21 protein-coding genes are annotated in these 20,648 nt (G+C 66.8%); 12 read left to right on the forward strand and 9 right to left on the reverse strand.

The window, feature by feature from the left end; all coding sequences use genetic code 11:
• Positions 1-48 precede the first annotated feature (48 nt).
• From ACV095_RS03870 to ACV095_RS03880, 3 genes are all read left to right on the forward strand, one after another.
• Positions 49-1,167, forward strand: a complete 1,119-nt coding sequence (locus tag ACV095_RS03870; protein ID WP_478222937.1) for an IniB N-terminal domain-containing protein — start codon at positions 49-51, stop codon at positions 1,165-1,167.
• Positions 1,168-1,321: 154 nt separating this feature from the next.
• The gene (locus tag ACV095_RS03875; RefSeq protein WP_018768887.1) at positions 1,322-3,190 is read left to right on the forward strand and encodes a dynamin family protein; all 1,869 of its coding nucleotides are present in this window, start codon (positions 1,322-1,324) and stop codon (positions 3,188-3,190) included.
• Positions 3,187-4,680 (forward strand): dynamin family protein, encoded by a 1,494-nt coding sequence (locus ACV095_RS03880; RefSeq protein WP_478222938.1) that lies wholly within the window; start codon positions 3,187-3,189, stop codon positions 4,678-4,680. Before ACV095_RS03875 ends, ACV095_RS03880 begins: the two co-directional genes overlap by 4 nt.
• 3 nt (positions 4,681-4,683) lie before the next feature.
• Here ACV095_RS03880 and ACV095_RS03885 read toward each other — a convergent pair whose 3' ends face one another.
• Positions 4,684-5,253 carry a hypothetical protein gene (locus ACV095_RS03885; RefSeq protein ID WP_235509832.1) on the reverse strand — a complete coding sequence of 190 codons (570 nt, stop codon included), beginning with the start codon at positions 5,251-5,253 and terminating at the stop codon, positions 4,684-4,686.
• A 5-nt stretch (positions 5,254-5,258) separates the two neighbouring features.
• A complete protein-coding gene (locus tag ACV095_RS03890) occupies positions 5,259-5,648 on the reverse strand; it encodes a PLD nuclease N-terminal domain-containing protein (protein ID WP_018768884.1) in 390 nt (129 codons plus the stop codon).
• A gap of 61 nt (positions 5,649-5,709) precedes the next feature.
• Here ACV095_RS03890 and ACV095_RS03895 point away from each other — a divergent pair, with 61 nt between their 5' ends.
• Positions 5,710-6,024, forward strand: a complete 315-nt coding sequence (locus tag ACV095_RS03895; protein ID WP_018768883.1) for a DUF4229 domain-containing protein — start codon at positions 5,710-5,712, stop codon at positions 6,022-6,024.
• On the opposite strand, the gene ACV095_RS03900 is transcribed toward ACV095_RS03895, so the two are convergent.
• The 5 genes from ACV095_RS03900 to ACV095_RS03920 all read right to left on the reverse strand — a co-directional run bounded on the left by ACV095_RS03900 (position 6,021) and on the right by ACV095_RS03920 (position 10,415).
• The gene (locus tag ACV095_RS03900; RefSeq protein WP_026265707.1) at positions 6,021-6,902 is read right to left on the reverse strand and encodes a 1,4-dihydroxy-2-naphthoate polyprenyltransferase; all 882 of its coding nucleotides are present in this window, start codon (positions 6,900-6,902) and stop codon (positions 6,021-6,023) included. The genes ACV095_RS03895 and ACV095_RS03900 overlap by 4 nt on opposite strands.
• Before the next feature lie 76 nt (positions 6,903-6,978).
• Positions 6,979-8,172 (reverse strand): AMP-binding protein, encoded by a 1,194-nt coding sequence (locus tag ACV095_RS03905; RefSeq protein WP_223992608.1) that lies wholly within the window; start codon positions 8,170-8,172, stop codon positions 6,979-6,981.
• A gap of 12 nt (positions 8,173-8,184) precedes the next feature.
• Complete coding sequence (locus ACV095_RS03910; RefSeq protein WP_018768880.1) at positions 8,185-9,138, reverse strand: 1,4-dihydroxy-2-naphthoyl-CoA synthase; 954 nt, start codon at positions 9,136-9,138, stop codon at positions 8,185-8,187.
• A 22-nt stretch (positions 9,139-9,160) separates the two neighbouring features.
• Positions 9,161-9,601, reverse strand: a complete 441-nt coding sequence (locus tag ACV095_RS03915; protein WP_142071216.1) for a VOC family protein — start codon at positions 9,599-9,601, stop codon at positions 9,161-9,163.
• 52 nt (positions 9,602-9,653) lie between these two features.
• Entirely contained in the window at positions 9,654-10,415 is a 762-nt protein-coding gene (locus ACV095_RS03920; protein WP_018768878.1) for a CPBP family intramembrane glutamic endopeptidase, read from the reverse strand.
• A gap of 166 nt (positions 10,416-10,581) precedes the next feature.
• Between ACV095_RS03920 and ACV095_RS03925 the strand changes: the two genes are divergently transcribed.
• The 4 genes from ACV095_RS03925 to ACV095_RS03940 all read left to right on the forward strand — a co-directional run bounded on the left by ACV095_RS03925 (position 10,582) and on the right by ACV095_RS03940 (position 15,442).
• Positions 10,582-10,929, forward strand: a complete 348-nt coding sequence (locus ACV095_RS03925; RefSeq protein WP_018768877.1) for a hypothetical protein — start codon at positions 10,582-10,584, stop codon at positions 10,927-10,929.
• Between the two features lie 110 nt (positions 10,930-11,039).
• Positions 11,040-13,475: a nitrite reductase large subunit NirB gene (gene nirB / locus ACV095_RS03930; RefSeq protein WP_478223413.1), complete on the forward strand. Its 2,436-nt coding sequence runs from the start codon at positions 11,040-11,042 to the stop codon at positions 13,473-13,475.
• On the forward strand, positions 13,472-13,807 hold the full coding sequence (locus tag ACV095_RS03935) for a Rieske (2Fe-2S) protein (RefSeq protein WP_018768875.1): 336 nt from the start codon (positions 13,472-13,474) through the stop codon (positions 13,805-13,807). The genes nirB and ACV095_RS03935 overlap by 4 nt, the downstream gene beginning before the upstream one ends.
• A gap of 174 nt (positions 13,808-13,981) precedes the next feature.
• Positions 13,982-15,442 (forward strand): amino acid permease, encoded by a 1,461-nt coding sequence (locus ACV095_RS03940; RefSeq protein WP_056392681.1) that lies wholly within the window; start codon positions 13,982-13,984, stop codon positions 15,440-15,442.
• 108 nt (positions 15,443-15,550) lie between these two features.
• Here ACV095_RS03940 and ACV095_RS03945 read toward each other — a convergent pair whose 3' ends face one another.
• Positions 15,551-16,288: a dienelactone hydrolase family protein gene (locus tag ACV095_RS03945; protein ID WP_478222939.1), complete on the reverse strand. Its 738-nt coding sequence runs from the start codon at positions 16,286-16,288 to the stop codon at positions 15,551-15,553.
• A gap of 72 nt (positions 16,289-16,360) precedes the next feature.
• Between ACV095_RS03945 and ACV095_RS03950 the strand changes: the two genes are divergently transcribed.
• Positions 16,361-17,467: a DNA polymerase IV gene (locus tag ACV095_RS03950; RefSeq protein WP_442852633.1), complete on the forward strand. Its 1,107-nt coding sequence runs from the start codon at positions 16,361-16,363 to the stop codon at positions 17,465-17,467.
• A gap of 45 nt (positions 17,468-17,512) precedes the next feature.
• On the opposite strand, the gene ACV095_RS03955 is transcribed toward ACV095_RS03950, so the two are convergent.
• Positions 17,513-17,689 carry a CsbD family protein gene (locus tag ACV095_RS03955; RefSeq protein WP_018768872.1) on the reverse strand — a complete coding sequence of 59 codons (177 nt, stop codon included), beginning with the start codon at positions 17,687-17,689 and terminating at the stop codon, positions 17,513-17,515.
• 129 nt (positions 17,690-17,818) lie between these two features.
• On the opposite strand from ACV095_RS03955, the gene ACV095_RS03960 reads away from it, so the two are divergent.
• The 3 genes from ACV095_RS03960 (at position 17,819) to ACV095_RS03970 (ending at position 20,648) form a co-directional block, all read left to right on the forward strand.
• Positions 17,819-18,493, forward strand: coding sequence for a pentapeptide repeat-containing protein (locus ACV095_RS03960; RefSeq protein ID WP_043424827.1), 675 nt, complete (start codon positions 17,819-17,821; stop codon positions 18,491-18,493).
• Positions 18,494-18,612: 119 nt separating this feature from the next.
• Positions 18,613-19,839, forward strand: a complete 1,227-nt coding sequence (locus ACV095_RS03965) for a thiolase family protein (protein WP_026265702.1) — start codon at positions 18,613-18,615, stop codon at positions 19,837-19,839.
• Positions 19,839-20,648: an enoyl-CoA hydratase/isomerase family protein gene (locus ACV095_RS03970; protein WP_018768869.1), complete on the forward strand. Its 810-nt coding sequence runs from the start codon at positions 19,839-19,841 to the stop codon at positions 20,646-20,648. Before ACV095_RS03965 ends, ACV095_RS03970 begins: the two co-directional genes overlap by 1 nt.

The following is a 20,648-nucleotide window of genomic DNA, read 5'->3' on the forward strand; positions in this document are numbered from 1 at the left end:
GTTCCGCCGGATGATCCGCAACTCGACGAAGATGTGAGGACCACTCATATGCCAACACTCGCAAACGACCTTGTTCAATTCCTGATGCACCTCTTTAACAGCCGCAAGGCAATCCAGGCGTTCCTGGACAACCCGGAGAAGACGCTGGCCGAACACGGCCTGGGCAACGTGTGCTTGGCCGACGTTGACGCTGCAATGCCTGTTGTCCTCGACTACGCTCCCATCACCGTCAACGCCTCGTCGTTCGAACGCGAATACAACACAGGCGGCAGCAGCGCATGGGCGGGCGCAGGTGCGTCGGCTGGCTCTGTGTCAGCGGGTTCTGTGGGGGGCGCAACAGCCATCCACGCCGGAAGCCAAGGAATGGTACATGGCATCCCGAACTACGACCAGGACGACCACGCCCACGCAGTACAGCAACTGCACAACGTGATAAACCACTTCTCCTACACCACCAGCACCACCACGGTTGACGACCGGGACACCATGACCGACCAGTCCGTCAACCAGAACATCTGGGCGCACGGAGACGTGGAGCAGTGGTTCGACAACGACGCCGTGGTGGCCACCGGGGACCGGGCCGTCGCCGCCGGCGATGACGCCGATCTCAGGGACTCGAACAACATCAGGGATTCCTACAACACCGATAACTCCACGGATAACTCCACGGACAACTCCATCCACGCCGGCGGGGACGTCGGCATCGGCAATGAGGAGACTGACATCTCGGACTCCTTCAACACCGACGTCGGCCTGGATGTTGACGACTCCTTCAACGACAACTCGGACAACTCCGACTACTCGGACCATTCGGACCACTCCGTCAGCACCGATACTGACCTCGATGTCCGCGACTCGTTCAACGACAATTCCGACAACTCCACCCAGGCCTCGGTGGAGGTGGAGGACTCCTTCAATCAGGACAGCTCCAGCACCACGACGCTGGAAGATTCGTTCAACCAGGACAACTCCACCGCCAGCACAGTGGATGTCAACGTGGAGGACTCCTTCCAGGACAATTCGGCCACGAGCATCGTGGAGGACAACGTGGTGGTGGCAGACAACCAGTTCGATTTCACGGAGGACAATTCCAGCCACACCGATATCGACCAGGACTACCACACCACCATCGACGATTCAGTGGTTGACGACTCCACCGTCCTGTAACACGCTGTTTCCGGGAGGCGAACCGCCCGGCAGGAGGCATCCCACCTTCTGCCGGGCTCTTCCCGTATTACCGAAGGCGCACTGGACACATTTTCCGCACTGGAACGAGGGGCACGCTGTGGCAGAAGCAGGACCGGCAAGGGCAGCGGGGCCCATGACGGCCGGCCAGCTGGTGAGGCTTGTTGACGAGGGCCTGCAGCTGGTGGGCGGCGGGGAGCGTGCGGACCTGCGCAGGAGGCTGGAGCAGGCCATGGCACGGCTGCAGGATCCCAGCATCCGGGTGATTGTGGTGGGGGAGTTCAAACAGGGGAAGAGCAAGCTCATCAATGCCCTGGTGAACGCGCCGGTGTGCCCGGTGGATGACGATATTGCCACCTCGGTTCCCACCATCGTCCGCTATGGTGAACCGGCCTCGGCCGCCGTGCTGGTCCCGGCAGCTGAAAAGGCGCCCGGGGAGGCTGCCGCCGACGGCCGGGAAGGAAACGTTGAGCGCCGGCCCGTCGACCTGGCAGAACTGCCGGCCCTCGTCTCGGAGCAGGGCAATCCGGGAAACAGCCTGAAGCTTGCGGCCGCGGAGGTCTGCCTGCCCCGACGGATCCTCACCGGTGGGCTCACCATCATCGATTCCCCTGGGGTGGGCGGCATGGGCTCCACCCACACCCTCACCACCCTTACCGCCCTTCCCACCGCGGATGCCATGCTGCTGGTCTCGGACGCCTCCCAGGAATACACGGAACCGGAACTGCGGTTCCTGCGCCAGGCCATGCGGATTACGCCCAGCGTTGCAGCCGTCCTTTCCAAGACGGACCTCTACCCGGACTGGCGCCGCGTAGGGGAACTGGACAGGACACACCTGGACCAGGTGGCACCGGACATTCCCCTGTTTCCCGTCTCCGCGGACCTCCGCCTTGAGGCCTCCCGGCTCCAGGACAGCGAGCTCAACGCGGAATCGGGCTTTCCCGGCCTGGTGGCCCATCTGCGCAACGATGTGGTGGGCAAGGCGCAGCGCATCCAGCGCCGCTCCGTCAGCCAGGACCTGCTGTCCGTGACGGACAACCTGCGGCTGTCCCTGCAGTCCGAGCTTGAGGCCCTGGAGAACCCTGCGGGTACGCCGCAGATGCTCGCGGACCTTGAGCAGGCGAAAACAGAGGCGGACGACATGCGGAAACGGTCTGCGCGCTGGCAGCTGACCCTCAGCGACGGCATCAACGACCTCATTGCCGACATGGAATACGACCTCCGGGACCGCCTGCGCCGGATCCAACGGGAAGCCGAGTCGGCCATCGACCAGGGCGATCCCGGGCCGGTCTGGACGGAATTTTCCCAGTGGCTCGAAGATTGCGCCGCCGCGGCGGTGTCGGACACCTTTGTCTGGACCAGCGAGCGGTCGCAGTGGCTGGCGGCGCAGGTGGCGGAACATTTCGCTGCCGACGAAGTATCGCTGCCCGTCCTGCACGTTGCCGATTCAGGGGACGCGCTGGATCCGGTCGACCAGATGGCGGAACTGGACCCGGGCCGGGTCAACCCAATCCAGAAAGTCCTGATCGGCATGCGCGGCTCCTATGGCGGCGTTCTGATGTTTGGCCTCCTCACAGGTATTTTCGGGATGGCCCTGATAAATCCCCTGTCGGTGGGCGCCGGACTGCTGCTGGGGCGCAAGGCCTACCGGGAGGACAAGGAAACGCGGCTCAAGCGGCGCCAGGGCGAGGCCAAGGCGCTGGTGAGGCGCCAGCTCGACGACGTGACGTTCCAGGTGGGAAAGCAGCTCAAGGACAGGCTGCGCCTGGTCCAGCGGACCATCCGGGACCACTTCACCGACATCGCGGACGAGTACCACAGGTCATTGTCGGATTCGGTGGCCGCGGCCCAGAAGGCCGCCAAATCGTATGCCGAGGAGAGGGAAGGGCGGATCCGGGAGATCAGGGCCGAACTCAAAAAAGTGGATGCGCTGCACCGGGCCGCGGAAGCCGTGGCCGCGGAGGTCATGGCCGCCGGGACCCGTGCCGGGGCGGGCGTTGGATGACGCCGTCCACCACGGCCGGGGCATCCGGACTGATCCGGGAAGCACTGGAGGTCTACGGCGACGACACCCAGGCTGCCGAAGCGCTGCGCGGCTACGCGCGGCGGCTTGCCGAGCCATTGCGGATTGCCATTGCCGGCATGGTGAAGGCAGGAAAGTCCACGCTCCTAAACGCCATCATTGGTGAGGAGATCGCGCCGACGGACACCGGCGAATGCACGCGGATCGTCACCTGGTACCGGCACGGCCACACTCCCCGCATCACGCTCCACCCCGTCACTGGGGAGCCCCGGAACCTGCCGTTGAAACGCGTGGACGGGCGCCTGGTCTTCGCCCTCGACGGCGTCGAGGCGGAGGAAGTGGAACGGCTCGACGTCGAATGGCCTGCGCCGGCCCTGCAGGCCATGACGCTGATCGACACCCCCGGCATCGCTTCCGTGTCCCAGGACGTGTCCGCACGGTCCATACGTTTCCTGACTCCGGAGGATTCGGCGTCGGAAGCTGATGCCGTCATCTACCTGATGCGCCACATGCACGCGTCCGATCTGAGGTTCCTGGAATCCTTCCGCGACACCGCGGCGGGCCGCTCGGGTACGGTCAACGCCATCGCGGTGCTGTCCCGTGCCGACGAGGTGGGAGCCGGACGGATCGACTCCCTGTTGTCCACCGGCAGCATCGCGGAAAGGTACAGCCGGGACCCCAACCTCCGGAAGCTGGCACTCGGCGTTGTCCCGGTGGCCGGACTCCTGGCCCAAAGTGCCCGCACCCTGCGCCAGCCGGACTTTGAAGCCCTCCAGTTGCTGGCCACCCTGGACCGGGCCGCGCGCGAACGGATGTTGCTGTCCGCCGACAGGTTCCGCCGGTCCAGGGAACCCGTGGCACTGACGGAAGAGGCACGGTCCTCACTGCTGGAGCGCTATGGGCTTTTCGGTATCCGGCTGGCCGTGGTCCTTATCCGCAATGGCTACCCCGAGCCAACGCCCCTGGCCCATGAGCTGGCCCGGCGCAGCGGCCTGGATCCGCTGTTGGAGGTGCTGGACCGGCAGTTCCAGGCGCGGGCGGAAGCGTTGAAGGCCAGGACCGTGCTGGTGGCGGTGGGGAACCTCCTGGACAGCCGCCCCCGCGAGGGAACGCAAGAGTTGGCGGCGTCCCTGGAGCGCGTCCAGGCCAACGCGCATGAGTTCCGCGAACTCCGGCTGCTGGCGGCCCTGCGCACTGCCGGAGTGGACCTGGCCCCCGAACTGGCGGCGGAAGCTGAACGGCTCATTGGCGGCCGCGGCGCGGCGGCATCCCTGCGGCTCGGCATGGCGCCTGACTCCGGTCCGGACGTGCTGGCCGCTGAGGCGCGGCGCTGCCTGGCGCGGTGGCGCAGGGTTGCTGAAAGCCCGCTGACGGCCAGGTCCGCTGTTGAAACGTGCCGGGTGGTGATCCGCAGTTGCGAGGGTGTCCTTGCGGATTTCGCAGCCAGGGACGCCCAGGCGCAGTCAGCGTAGGGCTCAGGCCTGCGTGGCCTCCCGCTTCAGCCAGGAGCCGGCGGACGGCAGGAACAGAAGCACCAGCCCGGCGAACGCCAGGAGCAGGCCGGCACCCCACAGCATCACCACGTAGCTGCCGTCGGCGCCGTTTGGGACCAGGAAGGCGGATGCCAGGAGCAGGACGGGAAGGTGGGCGGCCAGCAGCAGGACCAGGACCCAGCGGGCCCAGTTTTTGCGGCCCAGCGCCGCGGCCAGGACAGCAGCTTCAAGCACGGTCACCAGCAACAGGGCGCCGATGCTCCCCCAGAAGACGATCTCCGCCGCGGTCCCTACTGACCCGGCGTCGCTGCCCGCAGCCATGTCCGCCACTACGCCACGGAGCCGCTGCAGGTTGGAATCCCGGGCCACGAAGGATCCCAGCAGGACGGCCAGGCCCGCCACGAAGCTCAAGATCCAGAGCGTGCGGGCCGTCCGGACAACCTGGGGTACCGGGGGAGTGACGGGGATGGGCGGCGGCGCGGAGTAGGACAGGCCGGGCCTCGGTGGGGGAGCCGGCACGCGCCGCTCTTCTCCGCCGGGTTGGAACGCCATAAGCGTTATTTCAGTCCGTCGGTATCGTGTTCATCGGTGCCGCGCTGGCCTTTGCCGCCGTCCTCCTTGGCTTTTGCGTCCAGCTCGTCCCGGAGTTTCTTGAGGCGCTCCGTTTCGGCCTGCTTGCGGCGCCGTGCCTCAAGGTTGCGGAGGAAGTCCGGGTCATCGTCCGGAGCCACGGGATGCGGGTAGCTGGGCCGGGGCTGCTCAGTACCGCGCGGCCTGCCAATCAGCAGCCACAGGATGGCTCCCAGGACGGGCAGGACAATCTGGACGATGATCCAGGCCGGTTTGGAAATCCCGCGGGTCAGTCGGCCCTCAGTGCGAATCACGTCCACCAGGCCATACACGAAGATGACGAGGACTGCGACGGCCAAAGCCACACGGAAGAGCATGCCATTAAGTCTATCGTCAGGACGCGCAGGGGCCGCTGGCGGAGGCGGCTAAACTTGAATAGTGGCCTTTTTGAAATATTCCCTGATCCGGCTGGCAATCTTCGTGCCCCTGTTTGCCCTGTTCGCGCTTCTGCAGGTGGGGGTGCTGATGTCCGTGATCTGCGCCGCGCTCATTGCCTTTGCCATCAGCTACCTGTTCTTCCAGAAGCAGCGCGACGCTGCCGCCGCGGCCCTGCAGCACCGCTTCTCCGGGAAGGCCAAGCCGCTGCGCTCCGCCGGCGAAGTCCAGGACGCCAACGCCGAGGACGCCCTGCTGGACGCCAACCCGGACATCACCATCAACAACGCCAAGGGCAGCAACAACAACAAGCGCTAGAACCCGTGGCTGAGGATCAGCCCCAGTGAGAACAGCACGCTGTAGCCAAGGTTGATCAGGCCGGTCTGCTTCAGGACCGGGATCAGGCTTTTGCGCTTGCGCCCGTTGATCATCAGCCAGGCCGGCATCAGGCAGGCCGGAATGAGCAGCAGCACGATCAGGATCCACGGCCGGCCCGGTGCCAGGATCACCACCAGCAGGATGGCGACGGCGAGCATCAGCACGTAGCTTTCCCGCGCATGCTTGTCGCCCAGCCGCACCGCCAGGGTCTTCTTGCCGGCCTGCATGTCGGTGGGGATGTCCCGGACGTTGTTGGCCATGAGCAGCGCCGTGGCGATAAGGCCGGTGCCGATCGCTCCGATGACCGCGGACAGGCTGATGTGGCCCGCCTGCGTGTAGGTGGTGCCCAGGGTGGCCACCAGGCCGAAGAAGACGAAGACAAACAGGTCGCCCAGGCCCATGTAGCCGTAGGGGTTCTTGCCGCCGGTGTAGCCCCAGGCGGCCATCACACAGCCGAGCCCCACCAGGATCAGCCACCAGGCCTGGGTGAGGACCACCAGGACCAGGCCGAACACCATGGCCAGGGCGAACGTTCCCAGCGCCGCCCACTTGACGTGTTCAGGCTTGGCGGCGCCCGAGCCCACCAGCCGCAGCGGTCCCACGCGGTCGTCGTCGGTCCCGCGGATGCCGTCCGAGTAGTCGTTGGCATAGTTCACGCCCACTTGGAGCAGGAGCGCCACCAGAGCCGCAAGGATGGCGTTGGGCAGGAGGAACGAGTCCATTTCGTAGGCGGCGGCGGTGCCGATCAGCACTGGCGCGATCGCTGCCGGCAGCGTCCGGAGTCGGGCGCCTTGGATCCATTGGGCGGCTGTTGCCACGGTTAGTACCTCGTGTTGTTTCGGTAAGACGGCAGGATGGAACGTGCGCACCCGCCGCGGTGGTGCAGGTCCAACTCTACTTTCCCCCGTGCAGGGCGCTGAGTTCGGCGGTCATGGCGAGCCGGTCCGGTTTGCCGTTGGGCAGCATCCGCAGGGCCGGTGCGGTGAGGACGGTCTTGGGCGCCAGGACGCCCAGTTGCTGCTGCCACAGTTGTTGGAGCACGACGGCGGCGTCCCCGGCTTCCTGCCCGGACGCGCCTTCGGGGGTGAGCGCCACGTAGGCGGCCACGGCCTGCCCCCACTCCGCGGACGGCACACCGGCCACGAAAGCCGCGGCGACGGCGTCGGATTGTTCCAGCTGCTCCTGGACGTGCCCGGCGGAGACCTTCACGCCGCCGGTGATGATGACGTCGTCGGCCCGGCCCAGCACGGTGAGCCGGCCGTCGTCGTCAATGGAGCCCAGGTCGCTGGTGCGGTACCAGCGCACGCCGTCCTCCTCGAAGAACGTCCCGGTTTCCTCGTCCGGCGCCTCGATGTAGCCTGCGGCCACCGTGTCCCCGCCCAGCAGGATCCGGCCGTCCTCCGCCACGCGGACCGAGACGCCTTCAAGGGGGTAGCCGTCGTAGACGCAGCCGCCGGAGGTCTCTGCGGAACCGTAGGTGGTGATGACCCTGGCCCCGGCGTCCCGGGCGGCTGCCAGCAGGGCCGGCGGGGCCGGGGCGCCGCCCAGCAGGATGGCATTGAAGCGGCGCAGCACGGCGAGCGTGTCCGGTGACGGGTGGTCCAGGAGCCGCTGCAGCTGGGTGGGAACAAGGGAGGTGAACCGGATTTTGTCCGTCAGTTCCAGCGCGGCGGCCGTGAACGCCTCCGGGGTGAAGCCGCCGGACATGTCCATGACCCAGGGCCGGGTGCCGGCGAACAGGGAGCGCACCAGCACCTGGATGCCGGCCACGAACTGGACGGGCAGCGCCAGCAGCCACTGGCCTTCGCCCTTGAGCCGCAGGGCGGTGGCCATGGAGGAGGCCGCCAGGGATTCCACGGTCAGCACTGTTGCCTTGGGTGTGCCGGTGGAACCTGACGTGCGGACCACGGCTACGGCGTCGTCGCAGCCCGGCGTCTCCACGTGGCCCACGACCAGGCTGCCGTCCGGGCCCAGGGACAGTTCGACGGCGGGGCCCTCACCATGGAGGGCGGCCGCGAGGGCTTTCAGGGCGGGTTCGATATTCAGTGGCCCGGTGGGGACGGGCGCCGGTGTTGCTTCGCTGTTCATTGCCGTCCTGCCTTAGAAGTAGTGCGGGAAGCGTGACCAGTCGGGGTCGCGTTTTTGCAGGAAGGCCTCCTTGCCCTCCACGGCTTCATCCGTCATGTACGCCAGGCGGGTGGCTTCGCCGGCGAACACCTGCTGGCCGGCCAGGCCGTCGTCCGCGAGGTTGAAGGCGAACTTCAGCATGCGGATGGCCTGCGGGGACTGGCGGGCGATGTCCGCGGCGTACTCCAGCGCCACTTCCTCGAGCCGCGCGTGGTCCACGGCCTCATTCACTGCACCCATGCGAACCATGTCCTCTGCGGAATATTCGCGGGCCAGGAAGAAGATCTCCCGGGCTGTCTTTTGCCCCACCTGGCGGGCCAGCAGCGCGGAGCCGTAGCCGGCGTCGAAACTTCCCACGGTGGCGTCTGTCTGCTTGAACTTGCCGTGCTGCCGGGAGGCGATGGTGAGGTCGCTGACCACGTGCAGTGAATGTCCGCCGCCGGCGGCCCAGCCGTTGACCACCGCGATGACCACCTTGGGCATGGTGCGCATGAGCCGCTGGACTTCCAGGATGTGGAGCCGGCCGGCGCGGGCGGGGTCGATGGTTTCCTGCGTCTCGCCGTCGGCGTACCGGTAGCCGTCCCGGCCCCGGATCCGCTGGTCGCCGCCGGAGCAGAAGGAGTGGCCGCCGTCCTTGGGGGAGGGGCCGTTGCCGGTGAGGAGCACGGTGGCCACGTCGGGGGTCATCCGGGCGTGGTCCATGGCGCGGTAGAGCTCGTCCACGGTACCCGGCCGGAACGCGTTGCGGACCTCGGGCCGGTTGAATGCGATGCGGACCGTGGGCAGGTCACGCACCCAGCCGCCGTCGGAATCCCGCTCCACCTGCCGGTGGTAGGTCATGTCCTGGAAGTCCTCGAAGCCGGAGACCACCCGCCAGCGCGTGGGATCGAAGACGTCGGACACCGGGGCGGGGATCTGGTTGCTCACCGTCCAAGTCTAGTAATCGGCATCAGCTGATGCAGAACTCGTTGCCCTCGGGGTCCGCCATGGTGTGCCAGGAATGGGGCCCCTGCCGCGCCGACCACAGGAAGGAGGCGCCGCGGGCCTCAAGCTCGCGCCGCACTTCGTCCTTGTCCCGGCCGTCCAGCCTGACGTCCCAGTGCACCCGGTTCTTCACCGTCTTTCCCTCCGGGACCGACTGGAACAGCATGCGCCGCGCAGGCGCCTTGGCCTCGATCTCCTCCGGCGGCCGGATGGCAGCGCCGTCCTTCCACACCAGGTTCCCGCGGTGCGTCATGGTCTGGTCCTCCGTGGCGAAGCCCTGGTCGATCATGGAGCGGATGAACCCGGCGTCCTGCGGTTCCACGGCCCACTGCAGGGTTTCCGCCCACCAGTCGGCGAGCTCGTGCGGCCTGGCGGAATCAATGACTATCTGGATATTCAGTCCCATCCGTCCACCGTAGAGGCGCCCGGGGCGGTGCGGAAGATGTTGTGGAGCGGGCCTATGCCTGGATGTTCTGCATCTGCTCGAAGAGTTCCGGCGGGATGGCGTAGACCAGGATTACCGCCAGCAGGTTCTTGGCGGCGTGCACGAAGTAGGAGAACATCACGTTCTTCCCCGTCCACACGTAAACGAACACCAGCGTGGCGCCCATGGCCAGGTAGGGGAGCAGTGCGGTGAGGGTGATCGCTTCCTGCCCCACGATGTGGAGCGCTGCGAACAGCAGGACGGACAGGGCACAGCAGATCCAGATGTTGAGGCGCCTGCTGAGCTTGCCGATCAGCAGGTGGCGGAAGATGTATTCCTCCACGAACGGGCCCACCACCACCAGCAGCGGAACCATGAGCCACGCGGGAACCTGCTGCATGAGCGCCTGCAGGCCTGCCTGGTTCGCGGAGGTCTCCACCTGCCCGTTGGCGGCCACCACAATTGCGGTGAGGATCATCATGGCGATCACGGCCGCCGGCACCATCAGCAGCGTGAACCAGGGCCGGGTTGCCAGGACCTTGAGGTCCCGGACCACCACTTTGCGGGCGGCCAGCAGCGCCAGTATTCCCACCGAGGCATAGAACAGCAGGTTCACGGCGTAGGTGGCGGCGGCGGGGGACGGTGCGATCTGCCGGACGAAGGGAACCACCAGATCGCCGGCAACCGCGAAGAACCCTGCGATGGCAACGTAGAGGCACAGCGTGGCCAGGTCCATGGGGGAGAAGCGGTACAGCTGGGGCTGTGGCGCGGGCGGTACGCGGTGGACTGTTGCCATGCTTTCAGCCTATCCCCCAACCAGGCAGCAGCAGGTGCCGGTATCCGGGCTGACGGAACGGTGAGAATCGCGTAAAGCAGTCTTTACCGGGGGACCGGCGGCCGGAAACATCGGCGGCGGAAGATGGACCCATGCCCGTCTTTCCGCCGGCCGAAAGGATCTGTCCGTGATCACCAAGAACCTTTTCCTGCAAGGCATTTACCACTTCCAGGGCGTGGGAATGGAGAAGCCCGTCCCCCTGCACAGCGAACTCTCGCACTACGTCCCGGACGGGGTGATCAACCAGGCGCTGTACTTCCGCGGCGGCAACTCAAGCAGCGAACTGATCGCCGTGGTGCTCATGCGCAACGGCGTTCCGATGCGGTACTTCCCCATCGGAGCCAGGAACGAGGTCCATGTTCCGCTGCGCGTGGTGGAGGACATCGACGGCGGCTCGGTGATTGAGCTGTACCTGGCGGCGCCCGAGGGAGTCCACGGATCCGTGGTGATCGACCTGGGGATGGTGGAACACTGATGGGCAGCATGGCGGAGCAGACGCAAACCGGGGCGCAAGCCGCAGCCCGACCCAGGCCCCGGTCCCGCGCAGGGGACAGCCGCCGGCGCCTCGTGGTCATCGGCAACGGCATGGCCGGCGCCCGGGCGGTGGAGGAGATCCTGGCCCGGGGCGGTGCGGAGCAGTTCAGCATCACCATGTTCGGGGACGAGCCGTACGGAAACTACAACCGGATCATGCTCAGCCACGTCCTTTCGGGCGAGGAGAGCGACGCGGACATCTTCCTCAACCCCCTGTCCTGGTACCAGGACAACGGGATCACGCTGCACGCGGGCGTCCGGGCGGACAGGATCGACCGGTTCGCCAAGCACGTGTTTTCCAGCGACGGCCGGGTGACGCCCTACGACACGCTGATCATCGCCACGGGAAGCCGCTCCCACCTTCCTCCCCTGGACGGCCTTCACACCCCCGGCGGGTCGGTGAAACAGGGCGTCTTCGGCTTCCGCACCATCGATGACACCCGCAAAATGGCTGCCCACGCACAGCAGGAACACCACCGGCACGCCGTGGTGATCGGCGGGGGCCTGCTGGGGCTGGAGGCCGCTGCCGGGCTGCGCAGCTTCGGGCTGGGCGTGGACGTGGTCCACTCCGGCGGCCACCTGATGAGCGCACAGATGGGGCCCGACGGCGGTGCGGTGCTCCGCCGGAGCGTTGAGGCCCTGGGCATCGGGGTACTGACCGGCTGCCGGACCACGGCCGTCCTTGGCAGGGAGAGGGTGACCGGCGTCAGCCTCCGCGGCCGGCCGGACATTGCGTGCGACATGGTGGTGGTGGCGGCCGGGATCCGTCCCAACGTGGACCTGGCTGTCCTCAGCGGGCTCCCGGTGGAGCGGGCCATTGTGGTGGATGACAGCCTGCGGGTCCAGGACGAGGACGACATCTACGCGGTGGGGGAGTGCGTCCAGCACCGCGGTGAGGTGTACGGGCTGGTGGCCCCGCTGTGGGAGCAGGCGGTGGTGCTGGCCAACCATGTGACGGGGACGGACACGGGCGCCGCGTACCTGGGCTCGCGCACCGCCACCAAACTGAAGGTGGCCGGCGTCGAGGTGGCTTCCATGGGCCTGCACGGGCCGGAACTTGAGACGGACGAACACATCGTCTTTTCCGAGCCCAGCCGCGGGGTCTTCAAGTCCATCGTGGTGCGGGACAACAAGATGGTGGGCGCCACGCTGCTGGGGGACAGCCGCAAGGTGGCCTACCTGACCCAGGCGTTCGACCGCGGGCTTCCGTTGCCCGAGGAACGGCTCGGGCTGATGTTCGATCTTGGCGCGCCCGGGGAGGAGACCGGAGTCGCGGAGCTCGACGGCGAAGCACAGGTCTGCAACTGCAACGGCGTCAGCAAGGAAGACCTGGTGGGCGCGGTGAAGGGCGGCTGCACCTCGGTGTCCGGGGCCATGGAGGCCACCCGTGCCGGCAAAGGGTGCGGCTCCTGCAAGCTCCTGGTGCGGCAGGTGGTGGAGTGGGCGGCCGACGGAGCGGTGGAAGAGGATCCCGCTGCCGGCTACTACGTTCCCGGCATCCCCCTGGACAAGCAGGCCCTGATGGCAGAAATCCGGGCACGCGGCCTGCGGTCGGTTTCGGCCGTGTTCCAGGCGCTGGCGCCGGGCGGCGCCGAGGATGCAAAGTCGAAGATGGGGCTCGCCTCGCTGCTCAAGATGATGCTGGGGGACCGGTACATCGACGAACGCGACGCCCGCTTCATCAACGACAGGGTCCACGCCAACATCCAGCGGGACGGCACCTTTTCCGTGGTGCCCCAGATGAAGGGCGGCGTGACGTCGGTCCAGCAGCTGCGGCGGATCGCAGATGTTGCGGAGAAGCACAACGTCCCGCTGATCAAGCTCACCGGGGGGCAGCGCATCGACCTGCTGGGGATCCGCAAGGAGGACCTGCCGCAGGTGTGGGCGGACCTGGACATGCCCTCCGGCTATGCCTACGGCAAGAGCTTCCGCACCGTGAAAACCTGCGTGGGAAAGGACTTTTGCCGTTACGGCACCGGCGACTCCACCAAACTGGGCATCGAGATCGAATCCCGCTTCCAGGGCCTCGAGGCGCCCGCCAAACTCAAGCTCGCAGTCTCCGGGTGTCCCCGGAACTGCGCCGAATCGCTGGTGAAGGATGTGGGCGTGGTGGCAGTGGAGGGCGGCCGCTGGGAGATCTATGTAGGGGGAGCCGCCGGTGCCCACATCCGCAAGGGAGACCTGCTGGCCACCGTGGACGATCCGGAAGAGGTGAAGGTCCTTACCGGCCGTTTCATGCAGTACTACCGCGAACAGGCCAACTGGCTGGAACGGACCTATGCCTTCGTCCCGCGCGTGGGCATCGAGCACCTGCGGGCCGTGATTGTGCAGGACGCAGAGGGGATCGCCGGACGGCTTGACGAGGCGGTGCAGGCCTCCGTGGACAGCTACGTTGATCCGTGGCAGGAACGCGATGACCCGCGAACGCCCGGCCAGTTCAGGACTTCGCTGCCCCTGACCGTCCTCCCTCAGGTGCCGGTCCGATGAGCGGCGCCGGAACAGGTGCCGGCGCCCATGTCCTGGGGCCGGTCGACCAGATTCCCCTGGGCGAGGGAAGGGCCTTCGGAGTCGGGAGCGAACAGGTGGCCGTCTTCCGGCTGCGGGACGGTTCGTTGCGGGCGGTCTCCGGGGTCTGCCCCCACCGCGGCGGCCCTGTTGCGGACGGCACCGTGGACCGGCAGGTGGTGATTTGTCCGCTGCACCAGCACGCGTTCGACCTCACGTCGGGATGCTCCACCACCGGAGCGGAACCCCTGCGGACCTACCGGATTTCCCTGGATCCGGAGCAGAATCTGGTGCTGGAGACGGCTGAGATGTAGTGCGCGTCACGTACCACTCCGGACTGTCTTGTAGGATGGTCAGGTCGCGTGAAGCTTCGGCAGTTCGACGATCCGCCCACACATCTGCAGGTTCAACGGCCCAGAGGCCGAATTTTGTGAGCTTGATCATACGAAGTCCGGATGCGGCCAACCCCCAACCCACAAGGAATCGTTGTGCCTCAAAGTACCCCCACAGATCTCGAGAACCGCACGGCCCCACCCGTCGCCGTCGACTCATCCCTCAGCGCCGAGGGCTACAGCAAGACGCTCGGCCGGCGCCACGTCACCATGATCGCCATGGGCGGCGCCATCGGCGTCGGCCTCTTCATGGGAGCCGGCGGCCGCCTCGCCTCCACCGGCCCGGCCCTGATCTTCTCCTACGCCATCGCCGGCGTCATCGCCTACCTGCTCATGCGGGCCCTGGGCGAACTCATCATGTACCGCCAGACCTCCGGCTCCCTGGTGAGCTACTCCGGTGAGATGTTCGGCCAAAAGGGCGCCTACCTGTCCGGCTGGATGTACTTCATCAACTGGGGCATGACCGGCATCGCCGAGCTCATCGCCATCGGCCTGTACTTCCAGTTCTTCTTCCCCAATGTCCCCGTGGAAGCGTCGGCCATCGCCGCCCTGGCGCTCCTGGTGGCCGTCAACCTGCTGAGCGTCAAAGCGTTCGGCGAGTTCGAATTCTGGGCCTCCTGCCTCAAGGTCGGCGCAATCGTCATCTTCCTGGCCGTGGGCACCTTCATGGTGGTCACCAACGCCAAGGTGGGCGACGGCCACGCGTCCGTGTCGAACCTCTTCGCGGCCGAGGGCGGCATGTTCCCCAAGGGCGCGCTGGTGATGGTCCTGGTCCTCAATGCCGTTATCTTCGCCTACAACGGCATCGAACTGGTGGGCGTCACCGCCGGCGAGATGGAAAAGCCGGAACGCGAAGTGCCCAAGGCGATCCGCGCCGTCGTGCTGCGCATTGTGGTGTTCTACGTAGGGTCCGTCCTGCTTCTGGCCATGCTGCTGCCGTCCGACCAGTACAAGGCCGGCACGTCCCCGTTCGTGACCGTCTTCGGCCAGATGGGCCTGGGCTGGGTGGGCGACGTCATGAACATGATCGTCATCACCGCCGCCCTCTCCTCCTGCAACTCCGGGCTGTACTCCATCGGCCGGGTCTTCCGCACCATGGCCAACAACGGCCACGCCCCGCAGTGGCTCACCAAAATGTCCAAGCGGCACGTCCCGTATGCAGCCATCCTGGCCATCGCCGCGTTCTACCTCGTGGGCATCCTGCTGAACATCTGGCTGGGCGGCTCGCACGCGTTCGACCTGGCGCTCAACAGTGCCTCCATCGGCGTGATCTTCTGCTGGGGCTCCATCTTCGCCAGCCAGATCGTGCTGCGGCGCCGCAAGGGCGTCACTTCCACCCTGCCCATGCCCGGCTCGCCGTGGACCAGCTGGGCGGGCATGCTGGGCCTGCTCGCCATCACCGTGCTGATCGGGTTCGACACCATGACCAGCAAGGACGGCGAGGTGTTCTACCTGGGCCTGTGGACCCTGGCCACCATTCCGTTCTTCGCGCTGGTCCTGTGGCTGGGCTGGCAGAAGGTCAAGAACAACCAGCCCAAGAGCCAGCTCTTCAGCTAGCCCTTCCGGCCCCAGCAGCACGGACGACGGCGGGACTCCCCTTGGCGGGAGACCGCCGTCGTCCGCGTTTGGGCCACGTGGCCTCGCTCCGTCCAGCCAGGCGGCCCGTCAGCCGCGAAGGTACCTGGCGAAGTGGTCCTCAATGCGCTGCCAGGCTTCGGGCGAGGACTCCGGGTCCGGTCCCACGCCCATGACGCGCATCAAGGGCCGGAGGAGGACCGGACCCAGCTCTTCATCATTGAGGAACGCGTGGCCGGCCGCAGGGAATTCCTTGACGCTGTGCTCGATGCCCAGCTGGTCCAGGGCTGACTCCAGCCGTGCTGCGGCTCCCTTCAGTGACTTGTCAGCACCGCCATAGTTGGCCACGATCGGACAGGCTCCGCGCAGCGCTTCCACCAGGTCCTCCTGCTGCTTTCCCGGAAGCCGGCCGTAATTGACGGAGGCGGCATCGAACCCGTCACGGGCCACCAGCAGGGCGAACCCGCCGCCCATGCAGAAGCCGATCACCCCTGTCCTGCCGTTGCCGAGTTCCGATTCCGCAAGCCATTTCCGGGCCGTGGCGATGTCGATGAAGGGCCGGCCCCTGCGGGCCGCCATGGCTCGCATGGTTCCCACCAGGCACCGCCGCCGTCCGCCGTCGCTGAACAGGTCCAGGGCAAGTGTGAGGTAGCCGGCGCGGGCCAGCCTGTCCGCGTGCCGGCGGGTCTGGTCATCCAGGCCGAACACCTCGTGGATCATGACGACGGCGGGAAAAGGGCCTTGGCCTTCAGGTACCGCCAGATAGCCGCGCAGGCCGGGGGAGCCGCCCGCGGCGGCGCTCCCTGGGCCCAGGTCAACGATGGTCATCGGCCAAGGCTAACCGGCCGCCCCGGGGAAATCCCGCCTTTTGCGTTCCAGCCCTGAAGGGATGCGGGAAAGATGGCCTGCGGCGCCCGGCCGGGGCAGACTGGGCATGTGAGCGAACCATGGGTGCTGCATGTGGACCTGGACCAGTTCATCGCTGCCGTCGAGGTGCTCCGCCGGCCGGAGCTTGCGGGCAAGCCGGTGATCGTGGGCGGCCGCGGTGATCCCACCGAGCGGGCGGTGGTGTCCACGGCGTCCTACGAGGCCAGGGCCTACGGCGTGGGCTCCGGCATGCCGCTGCGCATCGCCGCGCGGAAAGTGCCGGACGCGGTCATCCTTCCCGTGGACCACGAGGCGTACCTGGAGGCGTCGGAGAAGGTCATGGCAGTGCTGCGCTCGCAGCCCGGGGCAACGGTGCAGGTGCTCGGCTGGGATGAGGCGTTCGTTGGCGTCGAGACGACGGATCCGGAGGCCTGCGCCCGGCAAATCCAGCAGGCCGTCCTGGCGGAAACGCGCCTCCACTGCAGCATCGGGATTGGCGACACCCTGGTCCGTGCCAAGGTTGCCACCGGATTTGGCAAGCCCGCCGGCATCTTCCGGCTGACGGAAGGCAACTGGCTTGACGTCATGGGGGGCCGTCCCACGATTGAGCTGTGGGGCATTGGTGCAAAGGTCTCCCAGCGCCTGGCCAAGCTGGGCATCAAGACTGTCGAGGCGCTCGCAGCCGCGGACCCCGGTGACCTGGTCCCCGAGTTCGGTCCCAAGATGGGTCCCTGGTACGCCCAGCTTGGGCGGGGTGACGGCGCGCGGGTGGTCGACGATACTCCCTGGGTGGCCCGGGGGCACAGCAGGGAGACCACCTTCCAGCGCGACCTGACGGATGCGGCGGAAATTGACGACGCCGTTAGGGAGTTGGCCGCGCGGGTGCTGGAGGATGTTGCTGCCGAGGGGCGGCCGGTGATTGGCCTGACGTTGAAGGTGCGGTACGCCCCGTTCAGCACCACGACCTACGGACGGAAGATCCCCGCGACGTCCGATCCGGGCGAAGTACTGGCCCGGACCTTCGACCTCCTGGCGAAGATCGAGCCGGGCCGGCCCATCCGGTTGCTCGGCCTCCGGGCCGAGATGACCATGCCCGAGGATTCGCGAAAGGGGCACACGCCCACCCGCAGTGGATGGTGAGGGCTGGTGCAGCACGCCGTTCGCTGCGGCCGCACCAGCAAGGAACTAGTCCCGCTTGAACTCGTCCTTCACACTCTCGCCGACCTTCTTGGCATCGGCTTTGACCTGGTCGGCCTGGCCCTCTGCCTTCAGCCGGTCATTGTCGGTCGCGGTTCCTGCAGCTTCCTTGGCCTTGCCGCCAAGGTCCTCTGCCGCGTTACTGATCTTGTCTCCGAGGCCCATGGTTCCGGCCTCCTTTCGTTTCCGTCGATCAACCGTGCTCTCTCACAATATGCAAAGCTTGCTTACTATTTCAAGCCCCTGGCCCTGGGCGTGCTGTTCCTTGTCGGTGCCGGCCGTTAGGCTCGGGCCATGGATAAAGTGCGAGGCAAGGGGGTGGCCAAAGTGGCGCCGCCCCGGCTCTCCCCGGTGGAACTGCAGGGTCTTGAGGACCGCCCGGACCTCGAGTTCCGGCGTGGCGGGAGGCATGAGAACGCCCGGTTCAGCCGTCCCGCCGCCGACGGCCTGGACCTGGGCGGTGCCGTCTTTTCCGAGTGCGTCTTCGAGGCCGCGTCCTTCAATGAGACCCAGCTTCGCGGTGCCTCGTTCCGCGACTGCATCCTGGCCGAACTGTATGCGCCCGTCTTCCGGGGCGCGCGGAGCACCTGGCAGGAGGTGGAGTTCCGCAATCCGCGCCTGGGCTCTGCCGAGCTCTATGAAAGCGGCTGGCGGTCCGTCCGGATCGACGGCGGCAAGCTGGACTTCCTCAACCTCCGCGGCGCCAAGCTCACGGATGTGCTGATCACCGGCTGCATCATCAATGAACTTGACCTTGGTGCCGCCGTGGCAACCCGCGTGAAGCTTGTGGACTGCACGGTGGGATCGCTGGACCTGGCTGGAGCCAAGCTGAAGGACTTTGACCTCAGGGGCACGGAATTCCGCAAAATCAGTGGACTCGGCAGCCTGGCCGGCATGGTGATTGACGATTACCAGCTGGGACTCCTCGCGCCACTCCTTGCCGCCCACCTGGGGGTGACAGTCCTGTAACTGGATGCGCATGCACAGCATCGCCGTGTACCATTTACAGAACGAACGGTCGGTAAGTGGAGGATTCCGCTGTGCCGGCCGCCGATGACAGTGCTGTTTATCGCGTGAAGGGTGTTTCCATGGCTGCAACCGCAGGTCCGCAGGCTTTCCTTGTTGGCGGGGTCCGAACGCCCGTGGGCAGGTACGGAGGCGCGCTGTCCGCCGTGCGCCCGGACGACCTCGCCGCCCTGGTGCTCCGCGAGGCCGTGGAACGCGCCGGCCTGGATCCCGAGAGCATTGACGAAGTAATTCTCGGCAACGCGAACGGCGCGGGGGAGGAGAACCGGAACGTGGCCCGGATGGCCACCCTGCTTGCCGGGCTGCCGCTGCACATCCCGGGCATAACGGTCAACCGGCTCTGTGCCTCCGGCCTGAGCGCCATCATCCAGGCCAGCCATATGATCAAGGCCGGCGCCGCGGACATCGTGATTGCCGGCGGGGTTGAGTCCATGAGCCGGGCACCCTGGGTGCAGGAGAAGCCCACCGCCGCCTTCGCCAAGCCGGGCCAGATCTTTGACACCTCCATCGGCTGGCGGTTCACCAACCCCCACTTCCAGCACGGCGGGCTGTCCCGCGACGGCAAGATGACCTACTCCATGCCTGAAACGGCAGAGGAAGTGGCCAGGGTGGATGGCATCTCCCGCGAGGACGCCGATGCATTCGCCGTCCGCTCGCACCAGCTTGCCCTGGACGCCATCGAAGCCGGCCGCTTCAAGGACGAGATCGTTCCCGTGACCGTCAAGACACGCAAATCCGAAACGGTGGTGGATACGGACGAAGGCCCGCGCCCCGGCACCAGCATGGACGTTCTTGCAGCGCTGAAGCCGGTGGCGCACGGCGGATCCGTGGTGACGGCCGGGAACTCCTCGTCCCTCAACGACGGCGCCTCGGCGATCATTGTGGCGTCGGAGGCAGCCATCGAGCGGTTGGGCCTGACACCCCGGGCGCGCATCATCGACGGCGCGTCTGCCGGCTGTGAACCCGAGATCATGGGCATTGGTCCCGTCCCCGCCACCCAGAAAGTACTCAAGCGCAGCGGCCTGGGCGTCGGTGACCTGTCCGCCGTCGAACTTAATGAAGCCTTTGCCACGCAGTCCCTGGCCTGCATCCGGCGCCTGGGGCTGGAGCCGGAAATCGTGAACCGCGACGGCGGAGCCATCGCCCTGGGGCACCCGCTTGGTTCCAGCGGCTCACGGATTGCCATCACCCTGCTGGGACGGATGGAGCGTGAGGACGCCCGAATCGGCCTTGCCACCATGTGCGTGGGCGTCGGCCAGGGCACCGCCCTGCTGCTGGAGAAAATCTGATGGCGGCCTGGGTGGACTTGGCGGCGGAAGAGTTCACCGCCCTTTTGGTGGAGGAGCGGGACGACCGCGTGGTGGTGCTGCTCAACCGGCCCGAGGTGAAGAACGCAATTGACCAGCAGATGGTGGATGAGCTCCATGTTGTCTGCACAGCGCTGGAACAGAACCCCAAGGTGCTGATCATTGCCGGCGTGGAGGGTGTCTTCGCCTCCGGCGCGGACATCGCGCAGCTTCGCGAAAGGCGTCGGGACGATGCCCTGCAGGGGATCAACTCCACCATCTTCGTCCGGATCGCCAAGCTGCCCATGCCGGTCATTGCCGCACTGGACGGTTACTGCCTGGGCGGCGGGGCGGAGCTTGCCTACGCTGCGGACTTCCGGATCGGCACCCCCAACGTGCGGATCGGCAACCCGGAAACCGGGCTGGGAATCCTCGCCGCGGCCGGTGCCAGCTGGCGGTTGAAGGAGCTGGTGGGCGAACCGATGGCCAAGCAGATCCTCCTGGCCGGCCTTATCCTCGGCGCCGATGAGGCCAAAGCGGCCAACCTCATCACCGAAATCCACGATCCCGCGGAGCTTTTGGATGCAGCCCACGGCCTGGCCAACAGGATCGGGCGGCAGGACCCGCTGGCCGTCCGCATTACCAAATCCGTGTTCCACGCCCCTGCCGAGGCGCATCCGCTGATCGACCAGCTGGCCCAGGGCATCCTGTTCGAATCCCAGGCCAAATTCGACCGGATGCAGGCGTTCCTGGACCGGAACGCAGCCAAGAAGGCCAACGCCGCCTCCGCCAATCCAGCCGACGGAAAGTAG

This window comes from Arthrobacter sp. JDC6 (assembly GCF_056484025.1).

What these genes read in the sequence shown, in the direction of transcription:
- ACV095_RS03870 (WP_478222937.1), top strand. Translation starts at nt 49, where the DNA reads ATGCCAACACTCGCAAACGACCTTGTTCAATTCCTGATGCACCTCTTT.
- ACV095_RS03875 (WP_018768887.1), top strand. Translation starts at nt 1,322, where the DNA reads ATGACGGCCGGCCAGCTGGTGAGGCTTGTTGACGAGGGCCTGCAGCTG.
- ACV095_RS03880 (WP_478222938.1), top strand. Translation starts at nt 3,187, where the DNA reads ATGACGCCGTCCACCACGGCCGGGGCATCCGGACTGATCCGGGAAGCA.
- ACV095_RS03885 (WP_235509832.1), bottom strand. Translation starts at nt 5,253, where the DNA reads ATGGCGTTCCAACCCGGCGGAGAAGAGCGGCGCGTGCCGGCTCCCCCA.
- ACV095_RS03890 (WP_018768884.1), bottom strand. Translation starts at nt 5,648, where the DNA reads ATGCTCTTCCGTGTGGCTTTGGCCGTCGCAGTCCTCGTCATCTTCGTG.
- ACV095_RS03905 (WP_223992608.1), bottom strand. Translation starts at nt 8,172, where the DNA reads ATGAACAGCGAAGCAACACCGGCGCCCGTCCCCACCGGGCCACTGAAT.
- ACV095_RS03915 (WP_142071216.1), bottom strand. Translation starts at nt 9,601, where the DNA reads ATGGGACTGAATATCCAGATAGTCATTGATTCCGCCAGGCCGCACGAG.
- ACV095_RS03920 (WP_018768878.1), bottom strand. Translation starts at nt 10,415, where the DNA reads ATGGCAACAGTCCACCGCGTACCGCCCGCGCCACAGCCCCAGCTGTAC.
- nirB (WP_478223413.1), top strand. Translation starts at nt 11,040, where the DNA reads ATGGCCGGCGCCCGGGCGGTGGAGGAGATCCTGGCCCGGGGCGGTGCG.
- ACV095_RS03935 (WP_018768875.1), top strand. Translation starts at nt 13,472, where the DNA reads ATGAGCGGCGCCGGAACAGGTGCCGGCGCCCATGTCCTGGGGCCGGTC.
- ACV095_RS03945 (WP_478222939.1), bottom strand. Translation starts at nt 16,288, where the DNA reads ATGACCATCGTTGACCTGGGCCCAGGGAGCGCCGCCGCGGGCGGCTCC.
- ACV095_RS03950 (WP_442852633.1), top strand. Translation starts at nt 16,361, where the DNA reads ATGGCCTGCGGCGCCCGGCCGGGGCAGACTGGGCATGTGAGCGAACCA.
- ACV095_RS03955 (WP_018768872.1), bottom strand. Translation starts at nt 17,689, where the DNA reads ATGGGCCTCGGAGACAAGATCAGTAACGCGGCAGAGGACCTTGGCGGC.
- ACV095_RS03960 (WP_043424827.1), top strand. Translation starts at nt 17,819, where the DNA reads ATGGATAAAGTGCGAGGCAAGGGGGTGGCCAAAGTGGCGCCGCCCCGG.
- ACV095_RS03965 (WP_026265702.1), top strand. Translation starts at nt 18,613, where the DNA reads ATGGCTGCAACCGCAGGTCCGCAGGCTTTCCTTGTTGGCGGGGTCCGA.
- ACV095_RS03970 (WP_018768869.1), top strand. Translation starts at nt 19,839, where the DNA reads ATGGCGGCCTGGGTGGACTTGGCGGCGGAAGAGTTCACCGCCCTTTTG.